Raw genomic sequence first — 15,608 nt, forward strand, 5'->3', positions numbered from 1 at the left:
TTTGATTTAGCAAATGTGGTTGCTTCGTTCCTCGCAATGACTTTGATTGTGGATAAGATTACGCAAAATCTTTGTCAAAGTTTAAAACTTTGACAAAGATCGTGACGATAAACTTTGCGAGATTAAAACAAATCCGTGTAAAAGCCGCAAAAACCCGCTCAAATCCGTGGGCAAAAAACTATTTCCTAGCCGGAAAATAATTCTCTTTCAATATAATTTCCAGCGGAATATAATGTGTGTCTTCAACGGGTTCCTGAAGCACTAATTTCTTGTATAAATGATTTATTCCCATATATCCCTGTTCTTCGGGTCTTTGATTAATTAGGAAATCAATTACACCTTTATTGAGATATTCGATGTTATCATTAAGTAAATCATAACCAATAATTCGGACACCTTTGATATTATTTTGCTCTAAAAATCGCGCTACAATATAAGCTCTGGAATTGGGTACAAAAACACTATTTATACCTGAAAACATATCGAGATTTAACTGATCAATTCCGGAATCTTTGATGGTAACTTCAGAAAATTTGAAGTTCTGAAGTTCTTCATGGTCTTTAAAAAACGAATAAAATCCATCAATACGCTGCAAATAAACAGAGGTACTTTCTATCTCTCTGGTAATCTTAAAAATCAAAACCTGCCTTTCATTTTTGACAGCAAAACTTATCAATCTTCCCGCTAAATACCCGCTTTGAAAAGCATCTTGGCCAACATAAGCATGATTCTGATTGGTTTTTATATTCGAATCAATCATCACAACCGGAATATTCTTTTTTTCATATTCGTTAAGAAAACGAACAGATTCTTCGTAAAAAATTGGTGCAAATAACAATCCGTCGCAATCAAATTCTAATACTTTTTTGACCGCTTCTTTAAACGAAGCAGTATTAAAATCATAGAAGAAATAATCCAGAACAATTCCGAATTTACTGAATTCTACAGCCGCTTTTTCTATTCCCTTAATTTGGCTTTTCCAATATTCCAGATTTTCATATTTAGGCAAGAAAACCACAAAATGAAATTTTTTATTCAGCGCCAGATTACTCGCCAGAATGTTTCTTTTGTAACCGTATTGTTCGATTATAGCATTGACTTTATCGACATTCTCCTGAGTCACCTGACCACGATTATGGATAATTCTATCAACTGTTCCAGGCGAAACATTGGCTAGTTCTGCAATTTTTTTAATCGTTATGATATTGATTGTTTTTAAGTTAAAAAGATTCTGTAAGAGTGTAAAATTAATTTTTTTTATCAAAGATAAGTTGTTTTAGTTAACTTTTTATATACATTTGCAATAACCCGTGTGCGTACACGTAAAATTACACATATGTCAAAAACTATCATAACTTTTGGCGAAATCCTGCTAAGACTTTCGCCTCCTAACCATTCAAAACTTTATAAATCAAGAACATTTGAAGCACATTATGGTGGCGCTGAAGCAAATGTTGGCGCATCATTGGCTTTATTTGGATGTGATGTAAAATTTGTAACCTCAGTTCCTGATAACGAGTTGGGAGATTCCGCTTTAAGCGAATTAAAATCTTATGGTGTAGAACCAATTGCTGTAAAACAAGGAAAGCGTTTGGGAGTTTATTATTTTGAACAAGGAGCATCAGAAAGACCAGGGAAAGTTTTATATGACAGAGATGCTTCATCATTTGCAAATCTTAAAAAAGGAATGATTGATTGGGAAGCTATTTTTCAAGATGCCGATTGGTTTCATTGGTCTGGAATAACTGCATCTTTAACCGAAGATCTTGCTATTTTATCGAAAGAAGCTCTTGAAGCAGCTTCGAAACTGGGATTAACAATTTCTGCAGATTTAAACTATCGTCCAACGTTATGGAAATATGGCAAAAAAGCTTCTGAAATTATGCCTGATTTGGTTCAATATTGTGATGTATTGTTAGGCGGTTCTGATGATTCTGAAAAGTGTCTTAATATAAAAATAGAAGAGTCTGAAAGTATTGATTCTGTTTTTAGCAAATGGAAAAAACAGTTTCCGAGACTTAAAACAATTGTTTCGACAATGCGCTACGATGCAAATGCTTCATCGAATACAATTGGCGCTGTTTTATGGAACGACGGAAAATTATTAAAATCTAAAGAATATAAGATTTCACATATTGTTGACAGAATTGGTGCCGGAGACGCATTTATGGCAGGATTAATTTACGGATTAATAACCTGGCCAGAATCATATCAGAAAACTCTTGAATATGCTGTTGCTGCTTCTTGTCTTAAACATTCGATACCGGGAGATATTAATTTATCGAGCGTGAATGATGTAACGGCGCTTATGAATGGTGCAAGTGGCGGAAGAGTTATTCGGTAATTTATTTGCCCACTGATTAAACGGATTGAACAGATTAACACTGATTTATTTTAATACACAAAGGCGAATTTTTTTTCTAAAGATGATATAAAATGCAGCAATAATTTTAACATTCGCCTGTAATAATTTAGAAAAAACGAAACACTTATTTAAGTTTAAACTTCTACCTTTCTGTGTATTAATTAAAAATATAAAAACAAAAAAATGATAATAGATTCATTACACAACGCAGCAAAATATTACGATTTACATCCAAATTTCAGAAAGGCATTTGAGTATGTAAACCAAAATGACATTACGATACTTGAAGAAGGCACTTTTGAAATTGCAGAAGGTTTAAAAGTAATTGTAATTATTGGCGAAGGAGCAACTCGAGAAGAAAGTATCAAAGGATTTGAGTGTCACGATCAGAATATTGACATTCAGATTTCGATAAAAGGGCCTGAAACTTTTGCGTGGAAACCAAGAGAAAAATGTATTAGTCCAAATGGGGATTATAGCGACGAAAGAGATGTTCGCTTTTTTCATGATAAACCGGATATGTTTTTTGAATTACAGGAAGAGCAATTTGCAATATTATTTCCCGAAGATGTTCACGCAGCGATGATTGGCGAAGGATTATTGAAAAAAATAGTGATTAAAGTTAAAATATAAAGTCATGAAAACAATTCAAAACACGATTGATATTATTTCGGAACAAGGGATTTTGCCTTTGTATTTTAATACTGATGAAAATATTAGTATTGAAGTTTTACGTTCTCTTTACAGAGTTGGAATCAGATCTGTAGAATATACCAATAGAGGTTCGCAAGCATTGGCGAATTTCGAGAAAATGGTTGCTGTGAGAAATACCGAAATGCCTGAAATGTTATTAGGAATAGGTACTATAAAAAATCTGGATCAGGCAAAGGAATTTCATGCCGTTGGAGCTGATTTTTTCATAAGTCCGGGTTTTGTTCCTGAGGTTTCAGATTTCTTGAAAAGCAAAGAAATATTATATGCGCCGGGCTGTATGACGCCAACAGAAATTATCGCTGCTGAAAATGCCGGAATAAAATTCATCAAACTTTTCCCGGGAAATATATTGGGGCCTGAGTTTTTAAGCAGCATTAAAGATGTTTTTCCTTCTCTAATTTTTATGGTAACCGGCGGTGTAGACACTACTCATACAAGCATTAATAGTTGGTTTTCGGCAGGAGCTTCGGCTGTGGGGTTAGGAAGCAAACTGATTAGTAAAAAACGAATGGAGGAAGGCGATTTTAATTTAATCGGAAATGAAGTTAAAAAAGCTATTGAGATCGTACAGATCATACAAAAACAATTAGTAAACTAATATATGGATTCAATATTTAATCTAAAAGGCAAAATTGCTCTTATAACTGGCGGTGCCGGAGTATTGGGAAGCAATTTTGCTAATGTTTTGGCCAAACAAGGCGTTATCACCGGAATTGTTTCTCAATCGATTGAAAAAGCCAATAAAACCGTAGAAGCAATTGAAAATAATGGCGGACAAGCTTTTGCGATTCAGGCGAATGTTTTAAATCAGGAAGAACTTGAGAAAGCCAAAGATTTTATCGTAGAAAAATATGGTCGGCTGGATATTTTAATCAATGCTGCTGGCGGAAATATGCCCGGAGCAACAATAAGTCCGGATCAGGCATTTTATGATATGCAAGTCGATGATTTGCAAAAAGTTGTTGATCTTAATATTATTGGTACAATGTTGCCATCGCAAGTATTCTCGGAACTTTTTGCTAAGCAAAAACAGGGAATCATCATCAATATTTCATCGGCATCAGCGCAAAGACCTTTGACGAGAGTTGTTGGATATTCGGCTTCAAAAGCGGCTATTGATAATTTCACGCAATGGATGTCGGTTGAGTTGGCTTCGAAATATGGAGAAGGAATTCGGGTAAATGCTATTTCTCCGGGCTTTTTTATTGGGGAACAAAACAGAGCTTTATTATTGACTCCGGAAGGAAAATTGACGCCTCGAGGCGAAAAAATAATCGATCATACTCCGATGGGAAGATTTGGAAAACCTGAGGATATTGACGGTGCTCTTTTATTTTTATGCAGCGATATGTCAAAATTTGTGACGGGAACTATTATTAAAGTTGATGGAGGGTTTTCGGCATCAAGTATTTAGTTTTTTTTGCTATGACATTTACCGCAAAGTTCGCGAAGGTTTACGCAAAGTTTGCAAAGCTTGTTTTTATGTCGCTTTGCTTTGAGATCGCAAAGGGATTGTGAAAAATTAAGAACGTTCTTGACAGAATGAAAAAGGGCATAAAATAAGAAAATGGTTCTTATGAAAATGAATGTCCTAGCCCCGATAGAAGTGGAAATCCTTTTATTTTTTTTCTTTAAAAAAATAAAAGATTGCAACGGATAGCGGGATTAGCTCCAAAAAATTATTAATAAAAATAATATTTATAAGGTTCTCAAAACCTTGCAACACAAAAAATAAGTCAAAAGATGGAACAAACATTAAGATGGTTCGGACCAAATGATCCTGTTTCTTTACAAGATATTCTGCAAACGGGCGCAACCGGAATCGTAACGGCATTGCATCATATTCCGAATGGAGAAGTTTGGAGTATTGATGAAATTATTAAGCGAAAAGTTGAAATTGAACATGAAAACGGAGATCCTAAAAAAGGCGCTTCGGGTTTAGTATGGTCGGTTGTAGAAAGTATTCCGGTTCATGAAGACATCAAAAAACAAACGGGAAATTATCTGGAATACATCGAAAATTATAAAGAAAGTATTCGGAATCTGGCTTTGTGCGGAATCAAATGCGTTTGCTATAATTTCATGCCGGTTCTTGATTGGTCCAGAACTGATTTGGCTTATGAAGTTGCTGATGGTTCAAAAGCTTTACGCTTTGATATTAATGCATTTGCAGCTTTTGAATTGTATATTTTGAAAAGACCGAGAGCCGAAAATGAATATTCTCAAACGCAAATTCAAAAGGCTAAAAGCTATTTTGAAGCCATGACTGAAGCCGATAAAGTGAAGTTACAGCAAAATATTCTGGCAGGACTTCCGGGTGCTGAAGAAGCGTATTCGGTTGAAGATTTTCTGGTGACTTTGAGCGGATACAATCATATTGACAGAGCGACTTTGAAGCAAAATCTTTTCTTCTTTTTAAAAGAAATTATTCCGGTTGCAGAAAGCAAAGGCGTTTTGATGGCGATTCATCCTGACGATCCGCCCTACCCTATTTTGGGTTTGCCAAGAGTTGTTAGTACTGAGGAAGATTTAATAGAATTAATGGCTGCTGCCGATTCAAAATCGAACGGATTTACGATGTGTACGGGTTCATACGGCGTAAGAGCTGATAATGATTTACCGGGAATTGTAAGGCGTCACGGCGATAAAATGAACTTTATTCACCTGAGAAGTACGGAAAGAGACGAAGAAGGAAGTTTTTACGAAGCGAATCATCTTGAAGGCGATGTTGATATGTATGAAGTTGTAAAAGCGATTATCGAAGTCGAAAAAAGAAATAATAGTTCGTTGCCAATGCGTCCTGATCACGGCCATCAAATGTTGGACGATTTGAACAAAAAGACAAATCCGGGATATTCGGCAATTGGACGTTTGAGAGGTTTGGCTGAGTTAAGAGGTCTTGAAATGGGAATTAAAAAAAGCTTATAAAATACTGTTGTCGGGATATTAACACGAATTGCACGAATTATCACTAATTCTGTTCGTGTAACTAATTTCACAAACTAAGTTAATCATTAGAATTTGTGCAAATCTGTGAAATTCGTGTTCAAATATTTCTATATAGTGCTCAAAAAAATATTTTATGTCTGAAAATAAATTTATTACTGAGGATTTTCTGCTGTATAATAAAACAGCGGTTTCCTTGTATCACAACTTTGCAAAAGCACAACCTATCATAGATTATCATTGTCATTTGTCTTCAAAAGATATTGCCGAAGATCGTCAGTTTAGGACTATTACAGAGATTTGGATTGAAGGCGATCATTATAAATGGAGGGCGATGCGCGCTAATGGAATTTCTGAAAAATACATTACGGGAGATGCTTCAGATTTTGAGAAGTTTGAGAAATGGGCTGAAACTCTGCCTCATACTTTGCGAAATCCTTTATATCATTGGTCGCATTTGGAATTGAAACGTTATTTTGGAATTGATTTATTATTGAATAAAGAAACGGCAAAAGAAATTTATGATACTTGTAATGAATTGCTGAAAAAGCCTGAATTCAGTGTCAAAAATTTACTTAGAAGAATGAATGTCAAAGTTGTAGGGACGACAGATGATCCTACTGATGATTTACAATTTCATCAAAAACTTCGTGACGATGAATTCGAAATTTCAGTTTTACCATCTTTCAGACCAGATAAAGCGACTGAAATTGAAAAAGGACAACTCTTTGTAAACTGGGTTCAGAAACTGGAAACTGTTGTTGGTTTTTCTATAAAAGATTATGCTGACTTTATAAAAGCGATCGCCTTAAGACATGACTTTTTTCATGAAATGGGTGGTCGAATTTCGGATCACGGACATATTAAATTTTATGCGTCAACTTATACTGAGTCTGAAATAGAATCAATCTTTAAAAAAGGTTTAAATGTTTCTGAATTAAGTGTGATTGAAATCGAAAAATTCAAATCGGCTGTACTTTTTGAGATTGCTTTGATGAATCATAAAAGATCTTGGGCGCAACAATTTCACGTAGGTGCGATCAGAAATAATAATAGCAAAATGATGCAATTGCTTGGTCCAGATCAGGGATTTGACTCGATTGGCGATTTGAATATGGCTGATAATATGAGCGGTTTCTTTGATAAATTAAATTCTGCAAATGGATTGACAAAAACTATTGTCTATAATTTGAATCCGCGTGATAATGAAGTTTTTGCTTCTATGGCTGTGAATTTTAATGATGATCTGATTCCGGGGAAAATGCAATACGGTGCCGCGTGGTGGTTTTTAGACCAAAAAGACGGAATGGAAAAACAACTAAATGTGCTTTCGAATTTTGGTTTATTAAGCCGATTTGTGGGTATGGTTACGGATTCCAGAAGTTTTTTATCGTTTCCGCGTCATGAATATTTCCGCCGAATTTTATGCAATATTTTAGGAAATGAAGTCGAAAATGGTCAATTGCCAAATGATATTAATTTGATTGGTGAATTGGTTAAAAATATCAGCAGCGAGAATGCTGAACGTTATTTTAATTTTTCTGAAAAAGAATAAACAACCATATTGAAACATTCTTTAAACACATAGAAACATAGGATGTGGTTTATGAAAAAGTCGTTTCACTTAAAATAAAACGCATAGTACTATGTGAAGAAATTATGATTTCTTAAAAACATTCTAAAATATAATTTTAAATCTATGTTTCTATGTGTTTAAAAAATTAAGCCCAACAAGCTAAAAAATAAAGATTACCGTTTGAGGAAAAAAGTTCAGAAAACTGCTTTTTTATAACCACCCCAAACTTTTACCATTTAAAAACAAAATGCTCTTAACTAACTATCATGACTATCAAAACCGAATCAATCGGAAGGTACCGCTGGACCATCTGCGGGCTACTTTTCTTTGCTACTACAGTTAATTATCTGGACCGACAAGTCTTGAGTTTACTGGCTCCCAGCCTTTCTGAAGAATTTAACTGGAGTAATACCGATTATGCCAATATAACAGCTGTTTTTCAGTTTGTTTATGCGCTTTCGATGTTATTTGCAGGACGATTAATTGACAAATTAGGTACAAAATTGGGTTATATTCTAGCCATTTTCATCTGGTCGATTGGTGCGATTATGCACGCTTACGCAATCCCGATTGGAAGTACTTTTAACAACTTATTAGTTTGGGTTGGCATTGGAGCCGTTCCGGTTTCTATTGCCGGTTTCATGATTTCGAGGGCTTTTCTGGGCTTTGGAGAATCAGGAAATTTTCCCGCTGCCATAAAAGCTACTGCCGAATACTTCCCTAAAAAAGAACGTTCTCTTGCAACCGGAATCTTTAATTCGGGTTCAAATGTTGGGGCAATTCTAGCGCCATTAACTGTGCCTTGGATTGCGGTACATTGGGGTTGGCAAATGGCTTTTATCATCATTGGAGCAATTGGTTTTATATGGATGTTTTTCTGGTATGTTTTGTATGAAAAACCAAGAAACCAAAAAAGAATGTCGGCTTCAGAACTTGCTTATATCTGTGAAGAAGAAACTATTGAAGAAAGTTCAACAGAAAATTCAAAACCGGAAAAAATCTCTTGGCTTAAACTTTTAAGCTATAAACAAACCTGGGCTTTTGCCATTGGAAAATTCCTGACAGATGGAATTTGGTGGTTCTTTTTGTTCTGGTTGCCAAAGTATCTTGAAGCACAATTTGGGATGGAAAAAACCGAAATTACGATTCCGTTAGCCGTCTTATATAGCATGACAATGGTTGGTAGTATTTACGGCGGATATTTTCCGATGTATTTCATCAACAAAGGTCACAATCCTTATGAAGCCAGAATGAAAGCGATGCTTATTATTGCGCTTTTCCCTTTGTTTGTGCTTTTTGCGCAGCCTTTGGGTTATATCAGTTTTTGGATTCCGGTGCTATTAATTGGCGTTGGAGCTTCGGCACATCAAGCTTGGTCGGCTAATATTTTCACCACAGTTTCAGACATGTTTCCAAAAAAAGCAATCGGTTCTATTATTGGAATTGGCGGAATGGCGGGCGGACTTGGCGGTGTTTTGGTGTCAAAATTAGGCGGCGCTTTATTTGATTATTACGAAGGCTTAGGTCATATCGAAACTGGATATACAATCATGTTTGTGCTTTGCGCTTTGGCTTATTTATTGGCTTGGAGCATTATGAAAACATTGGTTCCTAAATATAAACTGATTACTGATTTGTAATGGATTTACCCACGGATTTGGCGGATTAAACGGGTTTGCGCTGGTTGTCATTGCGAGGAACGAAGCAGTCACACTAACAATAAGACACAAAGTTTGATTTAGCAAATGAGGTTGCTTCGTTCCTCGCAATGACAGTATTGCGCGAAACCTTTGATAAAGATTAAAAAAATCCGTGTCAACCCGTTCAACCCGCCAAATCCGTGGCCCATTTATCTCTCTTAAAAAACTCAAACATGAAACGTCAAGCCCTTTTTATCTATAGCCTTTTCATTAGTATGAATATTATTGGGCAGGAATTGCCTAAGATTCTTACGCAAAAACCTGTTACCAATTATCTTCCTGATTTTAGTTATGCGGGATATCATTTCGGCGAAAGCCAACTTCCTGAAACTAACGGAAAGATTATAAATGCTGTAGATTTTGGCGTAAAAGCTAATGATGGTTTAGATGATTCTAAAACTTTATTGAAAGCTGTAAAAGCAGCAAATGCAGTCGAAGGAAATGTGATTTTGCAATTGCCTGCCGGAAGAGTTATTCTGAGTGATATTATATATATCGAAAGAAGCAATTTTGTACTTCGCGGAACTGGTTCTGGCGAAAATGGAACTGAAATTTATTTTCCAAGACCAATGATGTATCTCCAAAATCCGGAATCGTTAGCTGAATTGAGAGAATATCTAACCACATTTGATAAAAGACAACGCGAACCTGAAAACAATATCGATTTGCCTTTTTCTCAATATGCTTGGTCTGGCGGTTTTATCTGGACTCAGATTCCGGGTGAACGTGTAAAATCTTATTTGGATAAATACGAACCTGTACCAAATATTCTTGCCAAAGTAAGCGCGGGAAATATGGGCGAACATATAATTACAGTTTCGGAAATTAAAGATTTAAAAGTTGGCGATATTGTAGAACTTCAATTGTTTAATAAAGATGGTGAAAATGGCGAAATCATCAAAGATCTATATAAAGGCGCCAATGTAAAACCGGGTTCTCATCATTGGAAATTTCCAAAACTTCCAATCGTGAGACAACAAGTTGAAATTACCAAAATTTCAGGTTCTAAAATTACTATCAAAACACCTTTGACAATTGCGATAAAACCAAGTTATCAGGCACAATTGGTTGAATGGAAACATTTAAACGAAGTTGGAATTGAACATATTCGTTTTACTTTTCCAGATATTCCAAGAGTCGCGCATCATGTTGAACCGGGAAATAATGCCATATTTCTAACACGTGTTTTTAATAGTTGGGTCAAAGATGTTACGATAACCAATGCTGACAGCGGAATTTTGGGCGAAGAAATTTCGAACGTAACAATTCAGGATATCGTGACTGATGGAAATCATATGGCGCATTATACGGTTACTTTGGGCGGTGTTCACAATGTTTTGGTTAAGAATCTAAAGATTTATAATAAAGCTGTTCATCCGCTAAGTTTCAACACTTTTGCAACTAAAAATGTGTACCAAAATTGTGAAATATTTGCGGATCCGGTTTTAGATCAACATTCGGGCGCAAATCATCAAAATTTATTCGACAATATTACCGTGCATTTTACGCCGGATAAAAATAATAGTTACGCCTTATTTGGCGGTGGCGGTGCTGATTATTGGAAACCGTCTCACGGACCTTTCAGTACTTTCTGGAATCTTAATGTTCAGGTTGAAAAACAATCTGATAATACAAAACCTGTTTTACTTTACGGAATGAAAGATGGTCCTTTTGCACGAATTATCGGCGTGAATGGAAATGCTAAATTCGAAGTAAAATATGAACCTGACGCTTATATTGAGTTTTTAAATACGGCGATCGATAAAGTTCCTTCGTTGTATGATTATCAATTAAAAAAGCGGTTGAAATGATAATCTCGCAAAGACGCTAAGTCGCTAAGTTTTTTTAAAGTAATTATTTAGCGTACTGTTTGTCATTTCGACGAAGGAGAAATCTCCACGAGAAGCTCTACAAAGATTGGATTCTCGTTGCGGAGTTACTTGTGGAGATTTCTCCTTCGTCGAAATGACATAAAATGAGAAAAAAAACTTTGCAACTCTGAACCTTTGCACCTAAAAAAAAGCTATGAAATATAAAATTGCTTTTCTGGTTTTACTATTTGTTTCGGGGAATGCATTTTCCCAAAATAAATATCGGCTAAAAAATATCTCCACTACTGACGGGCTTTCGCAGAGTTCTGTTATTGCTATTCATCAGGATAAATTTGGGCAAATGTGGTTTGGTACGCGCGACGGACTCAATAAATATGACGGAAGCAGATTCACGGTTTTTAGAAACGATGTTACAGATAAAACCTCGATTAGCAACAATGATATTTTATCGATTGAAGAAGATAATTTAGGACAATTATGGGTTGGAACTTACAACGGACTTAATTGTTATAATCCTGTTACGAATACTTTTAAAAGATATCTGCATAACAAAACCAATCACACGATAAGCGGAAATGCTATTTGGGCAATCAAGGAAATTGGCGGCGAAATGTGGTTTGGAACATCAAAAGGATTGTCGATTTATAATAAAAAAACGGGATTGTTTACTTCTGTTTTTCATTCAGATACAGATAATACGACTTTGCCGAGTAATAATATTACCAGTATCGTAAAATCTAAAAAAGGAGAAATCTGGATTGGAACTACTAAAGGTTTATGTCAACTTTCAAGCCGAAAAAACGATAAATTTTCTTTTAAAAACTATCCGCTAAATGCTACTGATCTCCTAAATATTCAGTCGATTAAGGAAGATAATATAGGAAATTTATGGATTGGAAGTAAAAACAAAGGACTTCTGAAATTTGATCAATCGGCGAACAAATTTGTTTCTTTTTTATCTGATTCTAATTATAAAGAAATTAGCACTGATATTCGCGCTTTGGCATTTGATAATCAAGGTTCTTTGTGGGTTGGAGCTTATGACGGAATCTATATTTTAGGAAAAGACAAAAGCATTCAAAAAATAAATAATAGCACTAATAACAGCGGAATTGACAAAGTAAAATCGGTATTTATTGATAAAAAAGGTTCGGTTTGGATTGGCTGTTATTACAAAGGCGTGAATATTTGGGATGTATCCAATGTGAATTTTTCAAACTATAATCAGAATTCCAAAAAGATTCCGATGAGTTTTGATGTCGTGAGTTCTATTATTGCCGACAAAAATCAGAATGTATATTTTGGAACTGAAGGCGGCGGAATTACGATTTATAACAAAAATACTGAAGCGATAAGTTACATAAATAGCAAAACGAATCAGACGAACAAAAATGACATTAAATCAATGTGTCTTTCTGAAGATAATATTCTCTGGATCGGGACTTTTTCTAAAGGATTATCGGCTTACAATGTGATTTCTAAAAGAATCGAAGACAACCGAATTGCAAAAGATCTAAGTGATTTATTGAAAGAAAGCGGCGTTTATTCTCTTAAAACTGAAGGAAACGGCGTTTTATGGATTGGAACTTTTGGCAAAGGTTTGATTCGGTATAATACTATTTCTAAGACTTTTCAGGTTATTGGAAATGATCCAACTTCTGCCAATTTTCTGACGAATAATATAGTTCGAACTATTTTGGTAGACAAAGACAAACTTTGGATTGGAACTCAAAACGGACTTAATTGTATTTCGTTAAAAGATTTTCAGCACAATAATTATACGATAAAACATTACTTTTTTGATGCTTCGGCTTTGTCCGGCGATGATATTCTGACTTTGTTTAAGGACAGTCAAAATAAGGTTTGGGTTGGAACTAAAGCGAAAGGATTGCATTATTTTGATGGAAAAAAATTCAACAAAATCAATCTAAAAGTTGGAAACACAATTATTACTTCGATTCATTCAATTCTTGAAGATGCCGAAAAAAAGCTTTGGATTAGTACCAATCAGGGAATTATAAAATACAGTACGACTCAAAAAACGATTATACTTTATGATCAGAAAGATGGTTTGGCAAGCAATGAATTCAATGATAATGCGGCTTTAAAATTAGATTCGAATAAATTTTATTTCGGAAGTCCATCTGGAGCAACTTATTTTGATGCCAAGAAAATATCTCTAAATCAATACGCACCACAGGTTTTAATCACTGATTTGAAGATTAAAAATCAAACGGTACGCGCCAACGATACGACTGGAATTCTGGAGGAAAGCATTGGTTATACCAAAACGATTACGCTGGATTATGACAAATCTAATTTCTCGATCAATTTTGCGATTCCAAATTACATTCGATCAAAAAATAATCAATACAGTTACCGTTTGACAGGATTGGAAAACAACTGGACAACGACCAAAAATACGGAAGCAATATTTGCAATTCAGAATCCGGGAACTTACACTTTTGAGGTAAAAGGCGCCAACAACGACGGTGTTTGGAATAAGGTTCCTACAACTTTGACAGTGATTGTAAAACCTGCTCCGTGGCGCAGTATTTGGGCATTTTTGTTCTACGGAATTGTAATAGGTTTGGGATTATATGGTTTAATTTGGATTATGAAATCGAAAGCAAGTCTGAAACAAAAACTGGAATTAGAATATCTTGAAACAAAACGTATCGAAGAAAATAACAGGGCAAAATTGGACTTTTTTACCAATATTTCGCATGAATTCAGAACGCCTTTGACTTTGATTTTAGGTCCGTTACAACAGATTTTAGCCGATTATAACGGAACTAACGAAATGTACAAAAAGCTGTTGGTTATTGAAGGAAGTGCGAATCATCTTTTGAGTCTGATTAATCGTTTGATGGATTTTAGGAAACTCGAAAACGATCAGGTTGCGCTGGAATCTGCTAACGGAAATATTGTAAAATTCACTAAAGAAATCTTTTTGTCTTTTATCGAATATGCCAAAGATGGCGGTTATACGTATACTTTTGAATCATCAGAAGAGGAAATACTGGTTTATTTTGATCGCTATAAATTAGAACGTGTTTTTTATAATTTGATTTCAAACGCTTTTAGATATACTCCAAAAGGCGGAAATATCAACATCAAAATAAATCACGATCACGAAAATCTTTTTATAAATGTAGAAGATTCAGGAGTTGGAATTGCGGAAGAACATATCGATAAAATTTTTGATTTATTCTTTGAAGTTCCGCTGCACAATAACGTTCAGAAGAATTATAATAAAGGAACCGGAATTGGTTTATCTATCGTCAAAAATATCGTAAAACTTCATAAAGGAAGCATCGATGTGATTAATAAAAAGCCTGAAGGTGTTATTTTTAAAGTAACGCTTCCGTTGGGTCGCGCGCATCTTTTGGACAGCGAAATTATACAGGATTTTAAAATCAGTGATGATATTGCGCAATATACGGCTCAACTGGAAACTCCTGAAATAACAAATCATGAAGACATTGATGATCTTGTTGTTAATGCCGAAAAACAAACAATTCTGATTGTTGAAGATCATAAGGTTTTGAGAACTTTTATGAAAAACTTACTCAAAAAAGAATACAATATTATTGAAGCTGAAAACGGAAAAGTAGCATTAGAAAAAGCATTACAATTTATGCCGAATTTAATTATCAGCGATGTTATTATGCCTGAAATGGTGGGAACAAAACTTTGTTCTCTGATAAAAGAAAACATTAAAACGAGTCATATTCCGGTAATTTTATTGACTTCGAGATCTTCATTGGTCTATAAATTTGAAGGTCTTGAAAGTGGCGCCGATGATTATATCAGTAAGCCTTTTAATTTAATGGAATTTAAACTTCGCGTTAAAAACTTATTGAATTCTGCCGAAAGGTTGAAACTTAAATTTTCAAGTGAAGACAGTTTTGTTCCGTCGGAAATCACGGTTTCGTCTTTGGATGAAGAACTATTGAAAAAAGCTTTTAAGATTGTAGAAGATAATATCTCAAACGAATTATTTGATATTCCGTTTTTCTGTTCGGAATTAGGTGTAAGTCGTACGATGTTATTCTTAAAAATTAAAGCCTGGACGAATTATACGCCAAACGAATTTATTCATGAAATAAGATTAAAACGTGCGGCTCAATTATTAGAACAAAACAAATTGAACGTCTCTGAAGTAAGTTATAAAGTTGGTTTTAACAACCCGAAATACTTTAGCAAATGTTTCCAAAAAAAATATGGAGAAACTCCATCACAATTTGCTGACAAATTTTCGAAACCAATGTCGGTATTTTAAAAAATCCAATGTTTTCAAGGCTTAAAAAAGGGTATCTGTATTTTTAGATACCCTTTTTTGTATTTCTATATCGTTTTCGAAATATACATTTGCCATATGAAATTCAAAAAAACAAAATTCGTATTGCTTCAAATTCTGTTTGTGGCGCTGATAATAGGAATGAGTTTATTGCTTTTTTATTTTATCTAAC

Annotated in this window: 10 protein-coding genes; 9 read left to right on the forward strand and 1 reads right to left on the reverse strand. The window is 34.7% G+C overall.

What is annotated here, in order from left to right:
• Positions 1 to 178: 178 nt before the first annotated feature.
• The gene (locus CLU81_RS01440; protein ID WP_233209629.1) at positions 179 to 1,264 is read right to left on the reverse strand and encodes a LacI family DNA-binding transcriptional regulator; all 1,086 of its coding nucleotides are present in this window, start codon (positions 1,262 to 1,264) and stop codon (positions 179 to 181) included.
• A 72-nt stretch (positions 1,265 to 1,336) separates the two neighbouring features.
• Here CLU81_RS01440 and CLU81_RS01445 point away from each other — a divergent pair, with 72 nt between their 5' ends.
• The 9 genes from CLU81_RS01445 (at position 1,337) to CLU81_RS01485 (ending at position 15,418) form a co-directional block, all read left to right on the forward strand.
• Positions 1,337 to 2,344, forward strand: coding sequence for a sugar kinase (locus CLU81_RS01445; RefSeq protein WP_099708198.1), 1,008 nt, complete (start codon positions 1,337 to 1,339; stop codon positions 2,342 to 2,344).
• 204 nt (positions 2,345 to 2,548) lie between these two features.
• Positions 2,549 to 2,998 carry a YhcH/YjgK/YiaL family protein gene (locus CLU81_RS01450; protein ID WP_099708199.1) on the forward strand — a complete coding sequence of 150 codons (450 nt, stop codon included), beginning with the start codon at positions 2,549 to 2,551 and terminating at the stop codon, positions 2,996 to 2,998.
• Positions 2,999 to 3,002: 4 nt separating this feature from the next.
• Positions 3,003 to 3,677: a bifunctional 4-hydroxy-2-oxoglutarate aldolase/2-dehydro-3-deoxy-phosphogluconate aldolase gene (locus CLU81_RS01455; protein WP_099708200.1), complete on the forward strand. Its 675-nt coding sequence runs from the start codon at positions 3,003 to 3,005 to the stop codon at positions 3,675 to 3,677.
• A 3-nt stretch (positions 3,678 to 3,680) separates the two neighbouring features.
• The gene (locus tag CLU81_RS01460) at positions 3,681 to 4,493 is read left to right on the forward strand and encodes an SDR family oxidoreductase (protein WP_099708201.1); all 813 of its coding nucleotides are present in this window, start codon (positions 3,681 to 3,683) and stop codon (positions 4,491 to 4,493) included.
• A gap of 329 nt (positions 4,494 to 4,822) precedes the next feature.
• Positions 4,823 to 6,007, forward strand: coding sequence for a mannonate dehydratase (uxuA, locus tag CLU81_RS01465; protein WP_099708202.1), 1,185 nt, complete (start codon positions 4,823 to 4,825; stop codon positions 6,005 to 6,007).
• A 154-nt stretch (positions 6,008 to 6,161) separates the two neighbouring features.
• A complete protein-coding gene (gene uxaC, locus CLU81_RS01470; protein ID WP_099708203.1) occupies positions 6,162 to 7,580 on the forward strand; it encodes a glucuronate isomerase in 1,419 nt (472 codons plus the stop codon).
• 287 nt (positions 7,581 to 7,867) lie between these two features.
• Complete coding sequence (locus tag CLU81_RS01475) at positions 7,868 to 9,241, forward strand: MFS transporter (protein ID WP_099708204.1); 1,374 nt, start codon at positions 7,868 to 7,870, stop codon at positions 9,239 to 9,241.
• 233 nt (positions 9,242 to 9,474) lie between these two features.
• On the forward strand, positions 9,475 to 11,112 hold the full coding sequence (locus tag CLU81_RS01480; protein WP_099708205.1) for a DUF4955 domain-containing protein: 1,638 nt from the start codon (positions 9,475 to 9,477) through the stop codon (positions 11,110 to 11,112).
• Positions 11,113 to 11,326: 214 nt separating this feature from the next.
• Complete coding sequence (locus tag CLU81_RS01485) at positions 11,327 to 15,418, forward strand: hybrid sensor histidine kinase/response regulator transcription factor (RefSeq protein ID WP_099708206.1); 4,092 nt, start codon at positions 11,327 to 11,329, stop codon at positions 15,416 to 15,418.
• The last annotated feature ends 190 nt before the right edge of the window (positions 15,419 to 15,608 follow it).

It is taken from the genome of Flavobacterium sp. 9 (assembly GCF_002754195.1).
Taxonomy (GTDB): domain Bacteria; phylum Bacteroidota; class Bacteroidia; order Flavobacteriales; family Flavobacteriaceae; genus Flavobacterium.

Coding starts and splice junctions, on each gene's coding strand:
- uxuA (WP_099708202.1), top strand. CDS start 4,823: ATGGAACAAACATTAAGATGGTTCGGACCAAATGATCCTGTTTCTTTA.
- uxaC (WP_099708203.1), top strand. CDS start 6,162: ATGTCTGAAAATAAATTTATTACTGAGGATTTTCTGCTGTATAATAAA.
- CLU81_RS01480 (WP_099708205.1), top strand. CDS start 9,475: ATGAAACGTCAAGCCCTTTTTATCTATAGCCTTTTCATTAGTATGAAT.
- CLU81_RS01455 (WP_099708200.1), top strand. CDS start 3,003: ATGAAAACAATTCAAAACACGATTGATATTATTTCGGAACAAGGGATT.
- CLU81_RS01485 (WP_099708206.1), top strand. CDS start 11,327: ATGAAATATAAAATTGCTTTTCTGGTTTTACTATTTGTTTCGGGGAAT.
- CLU81_RS01475 (WP_099708204.1), top strand. CDS start 7,868: ATGACTATCAAAACCGAATCAATCGGAAGGTACCGCTGGACCATCTGC.
- CLU81_RS01445 (WP_099708198.1), top strand. CDS start 1,337: ATGTCAAAAACTATCATAACTTTTGGCGAAATCCTGCTAAGACTTTCG.
- CLU81_RS01460 (WP_099708201.1), top strand. CDS start 3,681: ATGGATTCAATATTTAATCTAAAAGGCAAAATTGCTCTTATAACTGGC.
- CLU81_RS01450 (WP_099708199.1), top strand. CDS start 2,549: ATGATAATAGATTCATTACACAACGCAGCAAAATATTACGATTTACAT.